We start from the raw sequence: 19,775 nt of genomic DNA, 5'->3' as shown, positions 1-19,775 counted from the left end.
CTGAAAAGGCCCGGCGCACCGCACCGGGCCCGTTCTGGAGTTCAGAACTATTCGGCTGCTATGGCGCTTTCGCGGCCGGCCTGCCGCTGTATTGGGATCCATTCCAGATCGCGGCTGTAACGCCACGCCAGATCGCCGTTTTCGTCCATCGCGATCAGGTGCAGCCAACGATTGTCGAACAGCTCCTTCACTCCTGAGTGTTTCTTCAAAATGTTGTTCATCGCGTCGCGTGGCGCTTCGATGATGACGGACAGGCGCAATGGGTCATGCTGGAATTGTTCGCCATCGTGCACGGATTGCCATGGCAGCCCTGGACGCAGGGCACCTCCGTTGCCTTCGACAACGCCAACGCCACCCACGACGTTGTGCAGCAGTTTGTTGCCGCCCCCAAACAGGCCGGGTGCCACGGTCGACCCGTAGTATTGCAGGCTGATCCAACTGGCGACAACGACCGGCGCGGTCATGATCAGTTCCAATACGCCAAAGCCCTCGTCCGCACGCCAGTCATAGCTGTGCAGAAAGGACTGACCGGCCAGTCCGGTTCCATCGGTCCGCGCACGTGGCGCTGCAATGAATGCCCGACAGCCTGCCAGGCCCCATTCCGGACGCAGTTCGGCCCAGTCGACGGCGCGGCGGGCAATGTCCTCGGCGCTACCGGCGCGCGGCAACCGGAGCGCGCGTTCGGCCCGCGTCAGACGCCCTGCGGTCTTTAGCCAACCTGTGAGCTTGGCAATATCCTGCGACCAGACATCGGTCGGGTGGTCCTGATCGAACAGGGTCACAGCATCCGTTGTCGTGTGGTGCATGGCCGCCAGAAACAGTGTGTCGGTGGGAATATCGATGCCATGTTCCCGCAACCCGTCGCGCACAGCACTCTCATTCAGCAAACCGGCCAGCAGACGGGCGCTGACGTCCCCGGCGTGGCCACCACACGCGCCGCATTGCAGGGCGCTTTCGTGCGGATTGTTGGTCACATCCGCGCCATGCCCCGCCAACATGACAATGCGGGCAAAATCCCGTGTCAGAGACATTGCACCCAGAATGGCCTTGGCTGAGTCGATGCGCGTTTGCAGGTCGACCGAGGGGTCAAGGCGCGGTGCCGGATCGAACTTGGCCGCGCCTTTTCCTGTGGCCAGCGCGTCGCGCAACAGTTTGCCCGCATAAACGGGGCCCGTGGCTTCGACAAAGGCAAAAGACGACACCGCGGCCAGTTTGAACCGACCCCAGGCGCGTTTGGCCCGCGCGGTGTACCGGCGGCTGAGATCAGATTGTGTGTCTTCGGCCGCCGTCGAGGTCACATTGGCTTGCAGCAAAACCGGACCGCGCAATTCAGTCACATCGGACCCGGCGCATTTGTGTGCGCTGGCCAGACCGAAGAATCCGGCGAAACCAATGGTCTCGATCCCGCCATCCTGCGCTTCGAGCGCCCGGCGGAACACTTCGGACCGCACATCGATGCAAAAGGCGGCCTGCACCAGCGGGCGGCCCTCGGCCCTACGCGGTTGGCCTTCGGACAGGGTTTGCGCCAGCTTGCGCTGTTGCGCGCGCTCGGCGGCGTCCTGTAACAACGCATCGATCACCAGATCCCGCGTTGGCGTTATCGGAGCCTCATGCTGAGCGATGGTTTCAGACCAGCGCGCGGCAATCTGGTCGCGGTACAGCTCGAACAGCGCTTCTTCGAAAACCAGCCGGATCGCCAGAAGCTCGTTTGCTGTGGTGTCGGTCTGGTTGTTGAGCTCGGCCTGCCACAAAAGGTAGCGCGCGTACTGAGCCCAACCGCCCAGCGTAATCAGCCAGCGATGAAACGCGGTTTCCGCAGCTTCGGGTGTGACCCCAAGCGTCTCGGATGCCCTGCCAATCGCCCGCCAGGGCGACCGGTTGGTGGCTGCAACATAGGCGCCGAACCCTTTTAGCCCATGAATTTCCAGTGTCAGATCGCGAGACGCGAACTCACGCCAGGCGCTAAAGGCGCCGCCAGTGCGGCTGGGTTGCCACAGGGCCTGACCCTGATCAAAGTGACTGGCTGCCCAGGCTCCGATCCGCTCTTCGATGAGGCCGGGCCAGTCAACACCGGACACGTCGGCTGCCAGATCAGCGACGGTTCGCAAGGCGACCGCCGGCGTCGGCTCGGTTTCAATGGCTGCTTTTATGTCCTCCAGATCGGGGGAGTCAAACCGGCTCTCGACATTGGACAGGGCCTCGGCCAGATCAGCGTCCAGAATTTCTCCTGATTTGACCCTTTCAGAAAAGATAGCCCTTTCAGGTGTGATGCGCGTGCCGGACACCCGGCCAAGACGCGCTGCGGTGATGGCAAGGGTCTCATCCGACTGCCCTAGAAACGGGTTCACGGCGACGTTCGAGGCAAGCGGAAACAGTGGGGGGATCTGCCGGACTGCGTCATCGGCAATCGCGACCAGCTCCAGCAGGGCAGCGGGGTAGCTTTCGTGTTTCATATACATGTCTGATCCCTTTTCACACGGTCCGAGGCTTGGACCATCCGTCCAGAAGCCGGTCAAAGATTGCGTTTGCGTAAAGCCCGTTCGACAGGTGCACCCGAAGCCCGGCCGCCGCCGGGTGTGAGGCCCAAAGCGGGAAGGTGGCTTGCGCCAGCGCGACGGCACCAAAGCTGATCAGCGCCAGGATCATTAGGGCCCATTCCAAAGGTCCGGGCGCGGGGGTCGCAGGCAGCGTCCCTGCCGTCAGGTATTGGGCGGCCATTTGCAGCAGGAAATAGCTGACCGATGTGACGCTGGCATAGACCACGGTATGACGGGTCAGGGCGCCGGGGGCTGCGTCGGCAAAACCCTGCGCTAGCAGGTAGGCCACGCCAAAGATCAGGATCACGCCCAGAACAATTGCCTGGATCGACTTTCCGTCAATTCCGAACACCGCTGCAACCACACCATAGATCAGGATGCCGATGACAAAGGCCTGGATTACATTGCGCGCGCTTGGAACGGCAACAGGACCGGGGCGTTTGATCGCGGCGACGTTGCGGACGGCCTCACCGGCGCTGAGGAAGGCATGCGCTTTGTAGAGCGAGTGTGCCGCGATATGCAGCAGCGCGAGCGGAAACAGGGCCAGACCGCATTGCATCACCATAAAGGCCATCTGCGCTATGGTGGACCAGGCCAGCGATGTTTTAACCGCCGGTTGCGTCAGCATAACCAGCCCGGCAAACAGGGCAGTGAACCCGCCCAGCATCACCAGCAGGGCCATGATCCCGGGTGCCGCAAGCATAATGTCTGCAAAGCGGATCAGCAGAAAGCCACCGGCATTGATGACGCCGGCATGCAGCAACGCGGATACAGGGGTGGGCGCTTCCATCACTTCGGTCAGCCACCCGTGGACCGGAAACTGGGCCGAGGCCATCACTGCGGCCAGCGCGATTAAAAAGGCGGCGACAACCGTCATGGCGTTGGGTTGTGCCTGAGACAGGATCGTCGAGATATCGGTCGTTCCATAAGTCAGGATCAGCAACAGCACGGCCAGAGCCAAAGACACCTCGCTGATCCGTGCCACCACGGCCTTTTTGCGCGCCGCGCGCCGGGCAGTGGTCCGTTCCGGGTAGAACAGCAGCAGCTTGTGCATGGCAAGGCTGGTCACAATCCAGGCCGCCAGCAGTTGCACGAGATTGCCGGACATGACGAGCAAAAGAACCGCGGCGAGCGTCACGGACATCCAACCGGTGAACGCACCCTGCCGGGCCTCGCCGTCCATATAGGTTGCCGAGAACCGCAGAACGATCCAACCGATGAAACTGACCAAAACCAGCATGATCGCGCTGACCGCATCCAGACGCACCGACAGGCCAACGCCCCACAGCCCGATCAGAGCAGATGTGCCTGACCCATGCAGGATCAGCATCAAGCCGGACAAAGCGGCCACGGCCAACGCAGCCACGGCTGCCCACTCGGAGAGCTTTGGAACCAGACCGGGGCGCAGGCCGGGATGGCGGCTGGCATAATAAGCTGAGGCCAGCAAGATCAGCGGGCTCAGGAGTGGAAGAAACAGGTAGATCATCGTGTGTGTCCCATTCAGATGCGGGCTGGCGCGCCCGTTTTTAGGACATACTGTGGTGATAGGCTTGTGAAAAATTCATTGTTTGGCGGTTATTGTTCTATTAAATAGAATGATATGCCATTAAACTATCATCACCTCCGCTATTTCTGGGCCGTCGCGCATGAAGGGAACCTGACGCGCACCGCTGAACGTCTGAACCTGTCGCAATCCGCGCTGTCCGTTCAGATCAAGGAGCTTGAGGAACGTCTGGGTCATCCCCTGTTCGAACGCCGCGGCCGCAAGTTGCATCTGACCGAGGCGGGGCATATTGCGCTCGATCATGCCGACGCAATTTTCGCGACAGGTCAAGAGCTTGTGGCCACATTGCAGGACACCGGCAACGCAAGACAGGCGCTGCGGGTCGGTGCGCAAGCCACGCTGTCGCGAAACTTTCAGATCGGGTTTCTGCGACCCATTTTGGCTCGCACGGATGTTGAGGTGATACTGCGCTCTGGCAGTCCCAGCGAGCTGCTCAGTGGGTTAGAGACGTTGAATTTTGATCTCGTTCTGATGAACCATGAACCGGCAAGCGACAGTTTGACGAATTTTGAGACGCATCACATCGCCGAGCAACCGGTCAGCATTGTTGGCACGCCTGCGCGGCTGGATCCCAAACGCCCGATCAAAGAGCTGCTTGGGGCGCATCCTTTCATTTTGCCAACGATGAATAACAGCGTTCGTACCGCATTTGACGCCATGGCCAGCCGCATGTCGGTCCGCCCGCAAATCGCCGCCGAGGTTGATGACATGGCCATGATGCGCCTGCTGGCGCGCGAAGATATCGGGCTGGCGCTGGTTGCCCCGATTGTTGTGCAGGACGAGTTGTTATCCGGCCGGTTGCTCGAAGCGGAAGAGCATCCGCGCATCAAGGAAAACTTCCATGCGGTGACGTTCCGGCGCCGCTTTCCCAATCCACTGGTTCAACAGCTATTGGCGGACAGCACCGGTGTGCTGGACCAGACCCCTTGAGGTAATTATTGGCGGCAGCAATTCCGACGACCTTGATTTCCTCACGCCTTGCGGGCCGACCTGTACAAGTACATGAACACAAAAAGCGACCCGATGGATGTGGTTACCACACCAACGGGCAACTCCTGTGGTGCCAAAAGCAGCCTGGACAGGATATCGGACAGGGTCAGCAGCACCGCCCCGACAATGGCCGAGGCCACCAACAGGTTACGATGCAACGTTCCGGCAATCCCGCGCGCGATATGGGGCACCATCAACCCCACAAACCCGATAACACCCGCCACCGAGACAAAGGTTGCGGTTGCCAGGGCCGCAACAAAGAACATCCGGAAACGTAATCCCTGGACGGGAATCCCGAGTGTGGCGGCTGTAAAGTCCCCGGTCAGCAGCGCATCCAGCCACCGGCTGCGATACAGCGCATAGCTCAGGATCAGCACAAGCCCGGCCAAGACGAGCGGAAAAGTTTCCCACCTGGCAAGGCCCAGCCCGCCCAGCATCCAGAAAATCACCGAATGCGCCGCGCGACTGTCCCCGGCAAAGATCAGATAGTTGGTAATCGCTGAGAACAGAAAAGACACCGCCAGCCCTGCAAGGATCAGCTTTTCCGGCGCGCTTGTCCGCAGGCTTTGGACAAGGGCCAGCACGATGCCCGAGGCGATGAGCCCGCCACAAAAGGCTGCAATGGGCAGAGTCCAAATCCCCAGTATGTCGCCGGTCACGGTGATTACCAGAACCGCCCCTGCCGCCGCGCCCGAGGACAGCCCGAACAGGAACGGGTCCGCCAGATCGTTGCGCGTTGTGGTTTGCAGAACCACACCAACAACCCCCAGTCCGGCCCCGATAATGGCTGCAAACAACGCGCGTGGCAGGCGCAGATCGAACACGATCCGGTGCAGAGGCGACATCTCACCATCGCTGAGGCCAATACCCAGCCCGACGGCGGTGAACACGTCCGAAATCGGGATTGGCGTTGTGCCATAAATCGTGGACAGCAGAACAAGGGCGGTCAAAACGACCGCCCCCATCACACTCAATCGACCTGTCAGGCCCATTTAGTTCATATCCGGATGCATGGCCTGCGCCATTTTCTCGATGGCGTCGATGTTTGCCGGTCCGGGTGTTAGTTCCTCGTAGCGCAAACCGATCCAGCGTTCGTTTTTGACCGCATCGGTCTGCGACATCACAGGATGTTCTTGCAGGAATTTAAACGTATCCGCAGCGCCATTGCCGGTCTGGTAGTCCAGCAAGACCAGAAACTCGGGATTTGAGGCAGCTACGGCCTCCCATGACGTGCGGCCCCAGCTGGTATCCAGATCATGGGTGACGTTTTCCCCGCCTGCGGCCGCGATCATCGCGTCTGGAATGGCAAACTTACCGGCCGTAAATGGTGCATCTGCCGGTCCGTCCAGCAGAAAGACACGGGGCTTGGCCAGGTCGGCGGTTTTGGTTTCGATGGCGGACAGCTGGTCTTTCCAGCCCGAAACAAGAGCTTCGGCCTTGTCTTCAACATGCATGACCTGACCCAGACGCAGGACATCGTCAAACAGCAGATCCATGCTTGCTTCGGGGCGATCCTTGTTCAGATGCACGCAGCTTTCGGTCAGGATCATTGTCTTGATACCGAACGGGGCCAGGGTATCCGGCGTCACGTCGCCGCCCGGTTTCATCCCATAGTACCAGCCGGCAAAAAACAGATCGGGTTCAACCGCAACCAGATTTTCAACGGTTGGGTATTTCGGAGCAAGTTCCGGGATGTCTCCGCGCAGGGTGTCAAAATCCGCGCTGGTCTTGTACCAGCCTGTGATCCCGGTCAGCCCCACGATCTGATCCTGCAGGCCCAGGGCAAAGGCCATATCCGTCATGTTCATGTCGTGAACAACAACCCGCTCGGGCTTGGTTTCAAACACCAAAGGTTCGCCGCAATTGTCGACGGTCACGTCGTGCGCTGCCGCGCCGGTCGCGAAGCCGGTGACCAAGGCCACGGACCAGAGTTTCTGCATCATAGTAAGCTCCTGTTAGGATGACAGTTTTCGTTTTCGGATATCGAGGGCCGGGATCACGCGGCCTTCATGGGTAAAGCACAGGTAGTCGACACCAAAGGTCTCGCGGACACGGTCCGGGGTCAGCACCTCACCAACCGGTCCGAACCCGGTCAGACGCGTGGATTTCATCAGCGCGACGTGTGAGGCAAATTCCGGGATCATGACCAGATCGTGCACGATCATAACGACCGTGATCCCCAGATCTGCAATCAGAGACAACATGTGCCCCTTGGCATCCGGGTCCAGATGGTTGGTCGGTTCGTCCAGAAACAGCAACGAGGGGTTCTGTGCCAGAGCGCGCGCGATATGCGCCCGCTGTTTTTCCCCACCCGACAAGCGTGTCATCGGTTTTTCGGCCAGATGCGTCAGTTCGGTCGTCACAAGAACGCGGTCCAGCGCTTCTTTGTGGTCCGCTGCCGATTTGTCGGCTTTGATGGGTATCTGTCCTAACGCCACATAGTCACGCAGCCGCAACCGTCCGTCCGGAAACTCCTGCTGGCTGACCACGGCAATGGCGCGTGCCCTTTGCTGGGCTGTCAGTGTGCGGAGGCTTTGCCCACGAATGCGCACGTCCCCAAGGGCGATACGTTCGACGCCGCAGAGCAAGTTCAGCAAGGTTGTCTTGCCGGCACCGTTGGGCCCGGCGATGGCCAACACCGCGCCTTCGTCCAGTGTGAACGAGACATCCTGCAGCAGCACATCTCCGTTCAGCGCAAAGTACTCCAGATCTTCGGCGACCAGAAAGCTCATGCCTTCCCCCCCACCGGTAGGCGGGGCATCCGCGACAGCGTTTTGTAAAACAGCGCAGGCGGACGATCCGACGCGCTGGTCCAGCCATCGGCGCAGTCGCCAAACTGATGCGCAAATGCGACCACCGCCTTCAGGTCCGCTTGGGTCTCAATATCGCCGAACAGGTACTGCGCCTTGCCCACAGCCTGCACACCCACGGTCATCGGTCGGGCGCATCCCGCCATACAGCGGATCAGGCGTGTTTCGTACCGTGCAGGCAACGCCGCATCCAGAACAGCCTTGGCAATGTCCGCTGGTATCGGCCCCTGGCAGGTCGAGCAGATCAGGACGAAATGATCAGGAGTGTCCGTCATTGTCCGCTCCGCCTGTTTCCACGAGCGGACAGAAGGTGCGAACAATGTTTGCACAAAAATGTGCCATCAAAGCCTCCTTCCAGGACACCCCGCCCCGGGTTGGTTGAACATCTGATGGCAGGTCTCCTGACTTGCGGGTCATTGCTTGGCCAACCTTCCCGGCATTGGGTGCCAGTGGTGATATGGCGTCGCTCTCCGCTTACAGTTGCGGGGGCAGTCACGGCCTTGGCGCCTATCCGGCGCCGCACCGTATTCCCATTTTCATCCCTCCGGTCATCCTTCGGGAACCATCGGAGTCAGCTAGTCTGGTGTCATAAGACTTGTCAAGCGTTTGGTGAGTGAGCTAGCGCACCACGCGCAGAACGGGCCGCCGGGCCGAACCTGTTCTTCGGCTGTTGTTCGTCGGAAACCGGTTTGCGAGCGTCAGACCGGCCTGAATCAGATGCGCGTCCGGATACCCGCCTGTGACCTGACCAACCGCATCGCGCGCGTCCGGTGTTTCGTCGCGCCGCATATAGTGCAGCATCTTCAGCAGGGCGAACTCGTCGCAGGTGACAGCCAATCTGTCGTCGACGCTCAAAGGATCGTTAAAGGCCAGACCATCGGGGCGGCAGTGCAGTGTCGCTTTGACGATCTTAAACACCAGATGCGCAAGGTTCAGACCCTGATCCTGCCCCCAGCGTTCTATTGCGATGGAATAGGCGTGCTGCCACGCTTGGGTCTCGGGGTCTTCCAAACTGAGTATGAAATGACGCATGACCGGCAACAGTCCGCGCTCGAAATCGTCGAACTCAAATTCATCCAGCTTTGTAGAAATGTCCGCTGAAAGTTTCACGCGCTTTTCCTTTCGGCTTTATTGGCCAGGCCGAACAGGCCGTGCACATTTTCTGGCAGGTTATTCTGGTCGACGGCTTCGACAGGTCGGGGCGAGGCTGCGTGGACCGGGAACCTGATATCCGCCTCGATGGCCTGACGCAGTTTGGGTTTCAACGCACATCCGTAGCGGCTGGCAACTGTATCCATGGCCAGTAGGTCTGTTAGAGACTTTGTCATCGTCAAATCATCCATCGGTTCCGGGGCAGTGACCGGGCGTGATTCCAAAGGATCTGACTGGGTCAGGCGGTATCTGACAAAAACAGTCAGAAAATGCAATGGTCAAAATGATCGCACCGCAGAACTTGGTGCACCGGTCGCGATCAGTAGTCCGAAACGAGTAGAAAATCCGGCTCGGTATCTTCCTCGATGGTGGCAAAACGCGGGATCGGATCTTCGAAAACGTTATCGGTGCGGTCGTCGTTGACGGTCGACACCTCACCAATCAGGCAATCGCCGCGTTCCGCCCAGAACGCATGCCAAACACCGGGCATCAGTGTTACGCTCTGTCCAGGTTTCAGGCGCAGGTGTTCGCCGGGTTGAATGGCAACGGGACAACCGTCGCTTGGAACCACGATCGGCGTTTCGCGATCAATCCCGCCCTTTGAGTCAGACGCGTAGATTTCCATCACCAGATCGCCGCCACCTCGGTTAATGATGTCTTCGGCCTTAACGATGTGGCGGTGCATCGGAGACAGCTGTTTATCGCGGGATATCAACAGTTTTTCCGCATACAACATCCCGCGTCCCTGGCTCAGGTCTTTCTCGTTTCCGTTGCGCAGTGTGAACAGGAACAGGCCAAGCTCATCGAACTTGCTTTGTCCATAGTCGGTGATGTCCCAACCTAGGCCGCGGTCGCGAATGCCTGACGCCTGCGCACTGCGCATCTGGTCGGGCGACCAATAGGCAAACGGGGGCAGGACAGCGCCGAAGGATTTGATGAACGCCTCGGCCTCGGTTTTGATGCGGTTGATGTCGGATCGCTTCATTGTACCCCCCCCTCGCAAGATCAAATCTCGTGCGCCCAAGGCGGATTCGCACCGGCACGAGATACGGTGACGGCGGCCACTCTGGCACCGTAGTCCAGCGCGGCGCGCAAGCTGTCGGTGCCCAGACTGCGGATCCCCTCTTTGGTCAGATGCCCGGCCCGGTTCAGTTCGGCCAAAACGCCGGCGTTAAAGGTGTCTCCGGCCCCAACGGTATCCACGACCTGAACCGGATTCACCGGCACATTGGTTTCGGACCCGTCGGCGAGATATCCGGACGCGCCGTCGCTGCCACGGGTAACAATCACGACCGCAGGTCCCGCTTGCAGAAGCAGCGGAACCTTTTCGGCGTGACTTTCGGGACCGGGGATGATCCAGTCCAAATCCTCATCGGAAACCTTAACAATATCGGCCTGCGCAATCATCCGGTTGAGCCGGGTGCGGTAGCGGGTCTGATCCTGGATAAAGCCGGGTCTGATGTTTGGGTCCAACATGACGGCCCTGTCTTTTCCCTGTCGATCCAGCAGGGCCGCATAGGCGTCGGCGCAGGGTTCACAGGCCAGGCTGATGCCACCGAAATAGAGCGCGGATACGGCGGGCAACTGGGTGGGCATGTCTTCGGCGCGCAACATCCGACCGGCGGAGTTTTCGTCGACGAATGTGTATGAGGCATGACCCTCTTTTAGTTCGACGAATGCCAAGGTTGTCGGCCGATCTGATTGTATCGCATGTGTTGCATCGACGTGGCTGGCCTGCAGAGCCTCGGCCAATTGCCGACCAAACATGTCCGAGGAGAGGCCCGTCAGCAATCCCGCCGGAGCCCCTAAGCGCCCCAGAGCAATGGCCGTGTTGAACACGGCACCGCCGGAATGCGGCACAAAACCCTGTGATCCTGAGACCGTCGGTTCCGCGATCATGTCTATTAGGGCTTCGCCACAGCACATGATCATCCCATGCTCCTTTTTTCGAAATTGAGGTTCGGCGGCCTGTTTACCGCTTCAGCGCATTTTTGCAGAAGTTGTTAGCGCCAACAATGCCAAATTCCGCCTGCTCCGAGATGTATAAATTCATGGACCGCCGCAAGTCGCTGAACCTGCCACCATCGTTGAATGTGTTTTGGAAGGCTTCGCCGAACAGCCAGCGGTTCTTTTCAGCGACCCCACCAACAAGGAAAACACCGCCTGCGGGCATCAGCGTTACCGCCATATCCCCCATCACCGCCCCCAAATGGGTTGTGAACATATGGGCCGCCGCGACAGCTATGGGATCCGTTCCATCCTTGGCGTCCTGCAGGATTTCTTTGGCGGTGCGGACAGGAGTGTCAACCTGACCCCCGGCCATGCCAACAGCCTGATACAGGATGGGAAGACCCATGCCACTCAGGAACATCTCGGCTTCAAGCGCAAGACTGTCCGAAAAGAAACACTCTGGCGCGATATGGCGTGCGGCATCAAAAATATCCACCTCGTCTCGATGACGGGGGGACAGGCCCACATGACCGCCTTCGCCCGATACTGTGTGAAAGTGACCCTCGGAATAAAGCAGAGCACCAACGCCGAGCCCGGTGCCCGGACCGACAACAAGCCGGGTCCCCTGTGGCGGACTGGCCTCGCCTTGCAAGACCACAACATCCGCCTCCGTCACTTCCGCCACGGACCATGCGGCAGCGGTGAAATCGTTGATGACATAGGTGTGCTTGGACCCGGTGGCCCGGGCCAGTTCTGCTTCGGACAGGTCCAGATGGGCGTTTGTCAGGCGAATGGTGCCGTCTTTGACCGGACCGGCACCGGCGGCAACAACGGCCTGGGGATCGGTTCCGATTTCGTCGCGCAGGCTGTGAAACGCCTCCAGCAAATCTGGCAGCGTGCCGGTTGGGTGCTTGCGCAGGTCGGTCAGCTCGCCGTCCGAGACAACGCCAAGACGGGTGTTTGTACCGCCGATATCCGCCACAAGGTTCCAGTGCTCATGGACTGCGCCGGCAGGCTGAGCCAACGGCAGGGCGACATCCTCTCCTTTACTAAGCGCAGATTTCAGTGCTTTGAAGGAGGCCTTGGGCGTGCGTTTGAGTGTGTCGAAATCCACATCAACAAGCCCAAAGCGCTTCTCATACCCATACGCCCATTCGTAATTGTCCAACAATGACCAGATGAAATAGCCTTTGACCGGAACCCCTTGGCTTAGCGCGTCCTGAACTGCGGTCAGGTGTTTGTTCAGATAGTCGATCCGGTCATCATCCTGCTTCCGCTCAGGACTGGCCATACCATTCTCGGTCACATAGATGGGCAGATCGCCTGTGTGGTCCTTCATTGTGCGCGTCAAAAACCGGGTGAGTGCACCCGGTTCGATTTCCCAGTCCATCTGGGTCTTTGGCAAGGGGCCGTCGACTTCTTTTAGATTTGGCCACGCGGTATCGGCCGGCGCGATTAGCTTGCGGGTGTAATAGTTGAGCCCGCACCAATCGACAGGTGTGCCGATGGTGTCAAAGTCGTCCTGCCAGTTTTGGGGAAGATAAGGCGCCAACCCGTCCAGAACGTTTTCCGGGTAAGTTCTGTTAAAGACCCCGCCTAGAAAGAACCGGTTGTAAATGCCGTCATAAAGCGTGGCGGCCTGTTGCGCCTCGACGCTATCGTCGGCCGGTTCCGCCCATTCCAGATTAAACACGGCACCCAGATTGCCGATACCGAGGCCGCGCATGGCCTGAATAGCCCGGCCGTGGGCCAGCAAAACATGATGCATCGCGCGCGCCGTTGCGCGGATGTCGCGCAGACCGGGGGCGTGGTGGCCGTCGAAATGGCTCAGCCAACTGACGCACCAGGGCTCGTTGATTGGGGCGACGCTGTACATGCGGTCCCCGATGCGACCCATGATGACTTCGGTGAAATCGGCGAACCAACCTGCGATATCCCGATTGCGCCATCCGCCGAGATCAGCGAGAGGCGACGGCAGCTCCCAGTGATAGAGTGTTGCACAGGGGCGGATGCCGCGTTCCAGCAACGCGTCCGCCAGTCGGTCGTAATAATCTAGACCCTCTTCGTTCACTTGCCCGCGCCCCTCCGGCAGGACGCGCGCCCAGCTGGTTGAAAAGCGATAACAGTCAAAACCGGCTTCGCGGACAAGATCGAAATCCTGCGGGAACCGGTTCAGGTGATCACAGGCCAGATCGCCGTTTTCATTGTGCGCCACATTACCGGGCGACGCGGCAAACGTGTCCCAATGGGTCTGACCCGCACCGCCCTGCGCGTGTCCTTCGATCTGATAGGCAGAGGTTGCCACGCCAAAGAGGAAATCTTTGGGAAAGTCAGCACGTGTGTATTTCATTTTTACAACCTGTCGGGCGCCGGGCCTGTTGATCTGCCAACTACCAGTTCAGCCTCGAGCAATCTAGTTTTGATCTGGTCATTCGGGGATTTGATCCGCTCAATCAGCATTTCAGCGGCCAGTTCGCCGGCATGCCGGACCGAGGAGCGCGTCGCAGTAAAGATAGGCACATCCTGACCGTTCTTGAGATATGACAGGTCGTCATCATGCGCGATCACGGACACGTCGCGTCCCATCACAAGCCCTTTTTCATCCAATGCCCGCCGTACACCAATGGCGGCAATCATGGACGAGACGATGATGGCGGTTGGGGGATCGTCCAGTTCCAGCATGTCCCGGGTTTCATGATGGCCGTAAACCTCGGTCATTTCGGCGCTGCGCATGATGTCCGGGTCCGGGGACAGGCCTTCCTGTCGCAGCGCCTCAAGGTATCCGTCCCGACGGCGCTGTGCGAAATCCATGTCCTCCAGCCCGTTGATAAGGGCAATACGCCGGTGGCCCAGATCGATCAGAAACTTCGTTGCGCGCAGAAAGGAGCTTTTGTTGTTCACGTCGATCCAGTCATACGGCACATCTACGCCGGTCGAACGCCCGTGAACGATGAACGGCACGCCCATTCTTTTCAGGACCTCAATCCTCGGTTCGTCCACCTTGGGGCCTTGCAGCACGACCCCATCCACCGCGCCGCGCTGAAACAGGCTGCGATAGGCTTCCTCGATCGAAGTATCATCTGCGTTCGTAAACATCAGATCATAGCCATGTTCGGCGTATTTTTGACGGCACCGGCCACAAAATCTCCAAAGATCGGATTGACCATCTCATGCCGCGATGAGCTGGGAATCACATGACCGATCACCATTGATTTACCGGTCGCCAGCCCCTTGGCGCGGCTGTTGGGGCGGTAGCCATGTTTATGTGCCGCAGCCTGAACCCGAACGCGTGTTTCTTCGTTCACCTCCGGATATCCGTTCAGCGCACGGCTGACGGTGGTCTGTGAGAGGCCCAGGATTTGCGAGAGCTGCTTTAGGTTCATAGTCTTTCAAAGCGCCTTCAAACGGGGTGCCTATCTGTTTTGTGGGCAATTACCCATTCCGTCAACCGGTTTCGGTGTGCTGTCCAGATTTATTAATATTTCAGGGATATCCAAACCCACAGTTGACAGAGCTTAAATGTTAGCGGATAAAATCCTCTATCCAAAGCGCTTTGAAAACTGAGTCTCAAAGGCGCATGACACTGTGGGAGGAAAATTCATGAAACACTCGCTTTACGCAGGTGCGGCCACGTTCGCCCTGATGGCGGGCGCGGCCCAGGCCGACAAAGTAACCGTGTTCGGACCATGGCTGGGACCGGACCAGGAAAATGCCGAAAAGGTGCTGGACGGTTTCGCCGCTGCGACCGGACATGAATACGCCTATGTGGGGTCGGACAGTTTCGAACAGCAAATCCGGATCGATGCCGAGGCCGGATCGGCCCCCAACATTGCTGTTTTCCCGCAGCCCGGTCTGGCAGCTGATATGGCCAGGTCAGGCTTCCTGACGCCCTTGGCTGACGGCACAGCAGAGTGGATTGGAGACAACTACGCCGCCGGTCAGTCCTGGGTGGATCTTGGGACGTATCAGGGCGCGGATGGTGAGGACCACCTGTACGGGTTTTTCTACAAAGTCGATGTGAAATCCCTAGTTTGGTACATTCCGGAAAACTTTGAAGATGCCGGGTACGAAGTGCCGACAACTATGGAAGAGTTGAAGGCTTTGACCGATCAGATCGTTGCAGATGGTGAAACGCCATGGTGCATCGGGCTGGGTTCCGGCGGTGCAACCGGTTGGCCCGCGACGGACTGGGTTGAGGACATGATGCTGCGCACGCAATCGCCCGAAGATTACGATGCGTGGGTGTCAAATGAGATGAAGTTCAACGACCCCAAGGTTGTGGCTGCTATCGAAGAGTTTGGCGCCTTTGCCCGCAATGATGACTATGTGGCCGGTGGCGCCGGTGCCGTGGCGACCACGGATTTCCGCGACAGTCCAAAGGGCATGTTCAGCTCGCCTCCGCAATGCTATTTGCACCGTCAGGCCTCGTTCATTCCAGCCTTCTTCCCCGAGGGAACGATTGTCGGTGAAGATGTCGATTTCTTCTACTTCCCGGCCTATGAAGGCAAGGATCTGGGCAGCCCGGTTCTGGGGGCGGGAACACTGTGGGCCATCACAAATGACAGCCCCGGTGCACATGACCTGATCGCCTATCTGCAGACGCCTGAGGCGCATGAAACCTGGATGGCGCTGAGCGGGTTCTTGACGCCGCACAAAGGGGTGGACGCGTCGGTCTTTTCGGACCCGACACTGAAAAAGATGAACGACATTCTTTTGAGTGCCACGACGTTCCGGTTCGATGGATCCGACCTGATGCCTGGCGGCGTGGGGGCCGGTACGTTCTGGACAGGAATGGTTGACTATGCCGGTGGCACACCGGCGCAAGAAGTCGCTGACGAAATCCAGTCCTCCTGGGACGCACTGGACTAAAACGTCTGAGTTCGGGCAACCCGCAAGTCCGGGTTGTCCATACCCCTCGTCGCAAGGGAGAGCGGCATGCATCCGGCATTACAAGGCCTTCTGACCATCGCCATCGGCGTGTCAGGTTGCGTAGGCTATTTCTACCTATCCAATCAGTTTCTGGACAAGATCCTGTTCCCGCCCCGCGGACCGAACGCGGGCCGCAACATTAACCGCGCAAACATGATCAGGCCTTGGCTGTTCCTGTTCCCTGCGCTCGCGGCATTGGGACTGTATCTGGCCTATCCGGTTGTCGAAACGCTGCGCTTGTCACTGACCGACCGTGTGCCCGGCGGTGGATATGAATGGGTTGGGTTGAGCAACTACGCCCAGATGGCGGCAGAACCAAAGTTCTGGGAAGCGATGCGCAACAATATGTTCTGGCTCATCATCGTGCCTGCGATGTCGACGGCCTTTGGCCTACTAGTGGCGCAGCTGACGGACCGTATCCGGTGGGGGAATATTGCCAAATCGCTCATCTTCATGCCGATGGCGATTTCTTTTGTTGGCGCCTCGGTAATCTGGAAGCTCGTTTATGACACGCGGCCCGCCGATCAGGATCAGATCGGTATGTTGAACGCGCTCTACATCTTCTTTGGCGGAACCGAGCCGCAGACCTGGCTGACCGTCCCGTTCTGGAACAGCTTTTTCCTGATGGTGGTCCTGATCTGGATTCAAACCGGGTTTGCCATGGTGATCCTGTCGGCTGCTCTGCGCGGCATTCCCGAGGAAACCATTGAGGCCGCGATCCTGGATGGGGCCAACCCGTTTCAGATTTTCTTTCGGATCAAGGTACCGCAGATCAAAACCACAATTCTGGTCGTCTGGACCACGATCACCATCACCGTGCTCAAGGTCTTTGACATCGTCTTCGCCATGACCAACGGGCAATGGGAGACTCAGGTCTTGGCCAACTACATGTACGACAAGCTGTTCCGGGCAAATGACTGGGGCGTCGGGTCGGCTTCGGCCATCGTCATCATGTTGCTGGTGACACCAATCCTGATCTGGAACGTGCGCAATGCGCGCAACGAAATGCGCTAGGGGGCCAGAGACATGAGCGATATTGCAGGAACAAAACCGGCTCTTAGATGGGTCGTTCACGCTTCGGTTCTCTTTTTGGTCGTCCTGTGGATTGTGCCGACGCTGGGCTTGTTGATTTCGTCGTTCCGAACAGCGGATCAGATCGCGACCAACGGGTGGTGGAAGTCGCTGTTCCCGTCCGAACAGAACCTGACCCTGCGCAGCGCGGCGCCGGACACTCAGGTTCAGGAAAACGGGCTCTATGTGATCGAAGGCAACCTCTTTGATGCGGGAACACAGGTCAAGATTTCAAAATGGGGCGTCAGCTCGCGTGCGGTGGATGCGTTCGAGCCGGGCCAAACGGCTGAGCTGCGGAATGGTGGCACGATCACAGTGGACGCCGAAGGCAACTACCGGATGGAGAACCAAGAAGAGTTCACCGGCAGCAGGGGCGCCCGCGTCTTTGTGTCGGCATCTTTGCCGCCCGAGTTTACCTTGGACAACTATCACAAAGTTCTGTTGGCCGAAGACAGCACCGACAGCATGGGCCGGGCGTTCTTCAACACTCTCACAGTAACGATCCCAGCCACCATTATCCCCATTCTCGTGGCTGCATTTGCCGCCTACGCGCTGGCGTGGATGGATTTTCCGGGACGGGCGCTGCTGATTGCTGCGGTCGTCGGCCTGTTGGTTGTGCCGCTGCAATTAGCGCTGATTCCTCTTCTTAAGTTCCATCTGAACATCGGAATCGGAAAGGGGTATCTGGGTGTTTGGATGGCGCATACCGGATTCGGGATGCCCCTGGCCATCTACCTGTTGCGCAACTACATGGCCGGATTGCCGCGCGACCTGATCGAGAATGCGCGCGTCGATGGCGCGACAGAGTTTCAGATCTTCACCAAGCTGATCCTGCCGCTCAGCTTTCCGGCGCTGGCATCGTTTGCGATCTTCCAGTTCCTTTGGACGTGGAATGACCTGCTGGTTGCCAAGGTGTTCCTGATCGACGCATCGGGCCAGACCACCGTGATGACCAACCGCATCGTCGAACTACTGGGCACACGCGGAGGCAACTGGGAAATCCTTGCCACGGCGGCCTTCGTTTCGATCGCTGTGCCGTTGGCCGTCTTCTTCGCAATGCAGAAATACCTTGTCCGCGGTCTGTTGGCCGGGTCAGTCAAATAGAGGCGTGTTATGAACGTGCAGAACACTGTAGAACTCACCAAAGCAACCAAAGTGGCTTCCGATTGGTGGCGCGGCGGGGTGATTTACCAAGTCTATCCGCGCAGCTTTCAGGACAGCAATGGCGACGGTATCGGCGACCTGAAGGGTATAGCCCAGCGTCTGGGCTATATTGCGTCGCTTGGCGTCGATGCAATCTGGATCTCGCCGTTCTTCAAGTCCCCGATGAAGGATTTCGGCTATGATGTCAGCGACTATCGCGCCGTTGACCCGATGTTCGGAACGCTCGAGGATTTTCAGGTTTTGCTGGGCCAAGCCCACGCGCAGGGTTTGAAAGTGATGATTGACCTTGTGTTGTCACACACCTCGGACCAGCATCCGTGGTTCACCGAAAGCCGTGCCAACCGGGACAACCCAAAGTCCGACTGGTTTGTCTGGGCCGATCCGAAACCAGACGGCACGCCACCCAACAACTGGCTATCGATCTTTGGAGGCTCTGCCTGGCAGTGGGATTCGCGTCGCCAGCAGTATTACCTTCACAATTTCCTGTCGTCGCAGCCCGATCTGAACTTCCACAATATCGAGGTCCAGGATGCCTTGTTGGATGTCGCCCGGTTCTGGCTGGATATGGGCGTCGATGGGTTCAGGCTGGATACGATCAACTTCTACTTCCACGATCAGAAATTGCGCGACAATCCGGCCTTGCCGCTGAATCAGCGCAACGCCTCGATTGCGCCGATGGTGAACCCGTACAACCATCAAGATCACCTGTATTCCAAGAGTCAGCCGGAGAACATTGCGTTTCTGGAACGCCTGCGAGCTCTGACCGATGAATATGAGGGCCGTGCCTGTCTGGGAGAAGTCGGAGATGCGCAGCGCGGCCTCGAGATCATGGGAGACTACACCACCGGCGATAAGCGGATGCATATGTGCTACGCGTTTGAATTTCTGGAAAAGCGGGCTTTGACCGCCGAATATGCGAAGCAGGTGTTCGATCAACTTGAGGCGAAGGCAGGGGATGCCTGGCCTTGCTGGGCCTTCTCAAACCACGATGTACAGCGCCATGCCTCACGGTGGGGGTTGGACGATGCGGCCATCCGTCAACTCGTGGTGCTTATGATGTGCCTGCGCGGATCGGCCTGTTTGTATCAGGGCGAAGAACTGGGCCTGCAGGAAGCAGATGTTCCGTTCGAACGCTTGCAGGACCCGTATGGCATCGAGTTCTGGCCTGAGTTCAAAGGCCGCGACGGATGCCGTACGCCCATGGTCTGGGCCGCTCAGGATGAACAGTCCGGGTTCAGCACTGGTGAGCCGTGGCTGCCTGTCAGCAATGCTCAGGCAGAGAACGCAGTTGACCGGATGGAATTCGACCAACACTCCATGCTGCACCATTACCGTCGAGCAATTGCGCTGCGCCACGCACATCCTGTTCTGGCATCCGGCGCGCAAACCAACTTGAAACGAAACGGGCCCGTCCTGACATTCCTGCGAGAGAACGCATCCGAACAGATTTTCTGCGCGTTCAACCTGGGATCTGAGGCGGCCGAGATCTCGCTGCCCGCGGGCGACTGGCGGTTCATCGGGCAGGATCTGGGTGCCGTGGAAGGCGCAGACAATTTAACACTCGAGGCCGCGCAATTCTGCATCATGGCCAAGGATAAGGGGTAAGAC

General features: G+C 58.7%; 16 protein-coding genes, 2 pseudogenes and 1 riboswitch. Of the genes and pseudogenes, 5 read left to right on the top strand and 13 right to left on the bottom strand.

Annotated elements, in window-relative coordinates:
* Positions 1–47 precede the first annotated feature (47 nt).
* Together ACR3ES_RS18990 and ACR3ES_RS18985 are read right to left on the bottom strand one after the other, a co-directional pair.
* Positions 48–2,459, bottom strand: a complete 2,412-nt coding sequence (locus tag ACR3ES_RS18990; RefSeq protein WP_170434537.1) for a DUF2309 domain-containing protein — start codon at positions 2,457–2,459, stop codon at positions 48–50.
* Between the two features lie 13 nt (positions 2,460–2,472).
* A complete protein-coding gene (locus ACR3ES_RS18985; protein ID WP_170434539.1) occupies positions 2,473–4,023 on the bottom strand; it encodes a proton-conducting transporter transmembrane domain-containing protein in 1,551 nt (516 codons plus the stop codon).
* Between the two features lie 114 nt (positions 4,024–4,137).
* Between ACR3ES_RS18985 and ACR3ES_RS18980 the strand changes: the two genes are divergently transcribed.
* Positions 4,138–5,031: a LysR family transcriptional regulator gene (locus tag ACR3ES_RS18980; protein ID WP_170434541.1), complete on the top strand. Its 894-nt coding sequence runs from the start codon at positions 4,138–4,140 to the stop codon at positions 5,029–5,031.
* 41 nt (positions 5,032–5,072) lie between these two features.
* Here the strand turns inward: ACR3ES_RS18980 and ACR3ES_RS18975 are convergent, their stop codons facing one another.
* The 11 genes and pseudogenes from ACR3ES_RS18975 to ACR3ES_RS18925 form a co-directional block, all read right to left on the bottom strand.
* On the bottom strand, positions 5,073–6,083 hold the full coding sequence (locus ACR3ES_RS18975; RefSeq protein ID WP_170434543.1) for an iron ABC transporter permease: 1,011 nt from the start codon (positions 6,081–6,083) through the stop codon (positions 5,073–5,075).
* Positions 6,084–7,034, bottom strand: coding sequence for an ABC transporter substrate-binding protein (locus tag ACR3ES_RS18970; protein ID WP_480424194.1), 951 nt, complete (start codon positions 7,032–7,034; stop codon positions 6,084–6,086).
* Between the two features lie 12 nt (positions 7,035–7,046).
* A complete protein-coding gene (locus ACR3ES_RS18965; protein WP_170434545.1) occupies positions 7,047–7,823 on the bottom strand; it encodes an ABC transporter ATP-binding protein in 777 nt (258 codons plus the stop codon).
* On the bottom strand, positions 7,820–8,176 hold the full coding sequence (locus tag ACR3ES_RS18960) for a DUF1636 family protein (RefSeq protein WP_170434546.1): 357 nt from the start codon (positions 8,174–8,176) through the stop codon (positions 7,820–7,822). The genes ACR3ES_RS18965 and ACR3ES_RS18960 overlap by 4 nt, the downstream gene beginning before the upstream one ends.
* Positions 8,177–8,275: 99 nt before the next feature.
* A riboswitch (cobalamin riboswitch) is annotated at positions 8,276–8,483 on the bottom strand.
* A 36-nt stretch (positions 8,484–8,519) separates the two neighbouring features.
* Positions 8,520–9,011, bottom strand: a complete 492-nt coding sequence (locus ACR3ES_RS18955) for a hypothetical protein (RefSeq protein WP_480424192.1) — start codon at positions 9,009–9,011, stop codon at positions 8,520–8,522.
* Complete coding sequence (locus ACR3ES_RS18950) at positions 9,008–9,229, bottom strand: hypothetical protein (protein ID WP_170434548.1); 222 nt, start codon at positions 9,227–9,229, stop codon at positions 9,008–9,010. The genes ACR3ES_RS18955 and ACR3ES_RS18950 overlap by 4 nt, the downstream gene beginning before the upstream one ends.
* 143 nt (positions 9,230–9,372) lie before the next feature.
* Positions 9,373–10,038 (bottom strand): D-lyxose/D-mannose family sugar isomerase, encoded by a 666-nt coding sequence (locus ACR3ES_RS18945; RefSeq protein ID WP_170434550.1) that lies wholly within the window; start codon positions 10,036–10,038, stop codon positions 9,373–9,375.
* A gap of 20 nt (positions 10,039–10,058) precedes the next feature.
* Positions 10,059–10,985 (bottom strand): carbohydrate kinase family protein, encoded by a 927-nt coding sequence (locus ACR3ES_RS18940; protein WP_170434553.1) that lies wholly within the window; start codon positions 10,983–10,985, stop codon positions 10,059–10,061.
* 40 nt (positions 10,986–11,025) lie between these two features.
* The gene (locus tag ACR3ES_RS18935; protein WP_480425514.1) at positions 11,026–11,985 is read right to left on the bottom strand and encodes a glucokinase; all 960 of its coding nucleotides are present in this window, start codon (positions 11,983–11,985) and stop codon (positions 11,026–11,028) included.
* Positions 11,986–12,051: 66 nt separating this feature from the next.
* Positions 12,052–13,353: pseudogene (locus ACR3ES_RS18930) on the bottom strand (GH1 family beta-glucosidase); the annotation flags it as partial.
* A 2-nt stretch (positions 13,354–13,355) separates the two neighbouring features.
* Positions 13,356–14,386, bottom strand: a pseudogene (locus ACR3ES_RS18925) (LacI family DNA-binding transcriptional regulator).
* Positions 14,387–14,603: 217 nt separating this feature from the next.
* Here ACR3ES_RS18925 and ACR3ES_RS18920 point away from each other — a divergent pair.
* From ACR3ES_RS18920 to ACR3ES_RS18905, 4 genes are all read left to right on the top strand, one after another.
* Positions 14,604–15,872, top strand: a complete 1,269-nt coding sequence (locus ACR3ES_RS18920; RefSeq protein ID WP_170434558.1) for an ABC transporter substrate-binding protein — start codon at positions 14,604–14,606, stop codon at positions 15,870–15,872.
* 66 nt (positions 15,873–15,938) lie between these two features.
* Complete coding sequence (locus ACR3ES_RS18915; protein ID WP_170434560.1) at positions 15,939–16,946, top strand: carbohydrate ABC transporter permease; 1,008 nt, start codon at positions 15,939–15,941, stop codon at positions 16,944–16,946.
* 12 nt (positions 16,947–16,958) lie between these two features.
* The gene (locus tag ACR3ES_RS18910) at positions 16,959–18,107 is read left to right on the top strand and encodes a carbohydrate ABC transporter permease (RefSeq protein WP_170434562.1); all 1,149 of its coding nucleotides are present in this window, start codon (positions 16,959–16,961) and stop codon (positions 18,105–18,107) included.
* A 9-nt stretch (positions 18,108–18,116) separates the two neighbouring features.
* Entirely contained in the window at positions 18,117–19,772 is a 1,656-nt protein-coding gene (locus ACR3ES_RS18905; protein WP_480424191.1) for an alpha-glucosidase, read from the top strand.
* Positions 19,773–19,775 lie beyond the last annotated feature (3 nt).

The sequence above is a fragment of the Ruegeria sp. B1 genome (assembly GCF_056535885.1).
The sequence above is the reverse complement of the archived record's forward strand: the minus strand, read 5'-3'. Positions and strand labels throughout refer to the sequence as shown.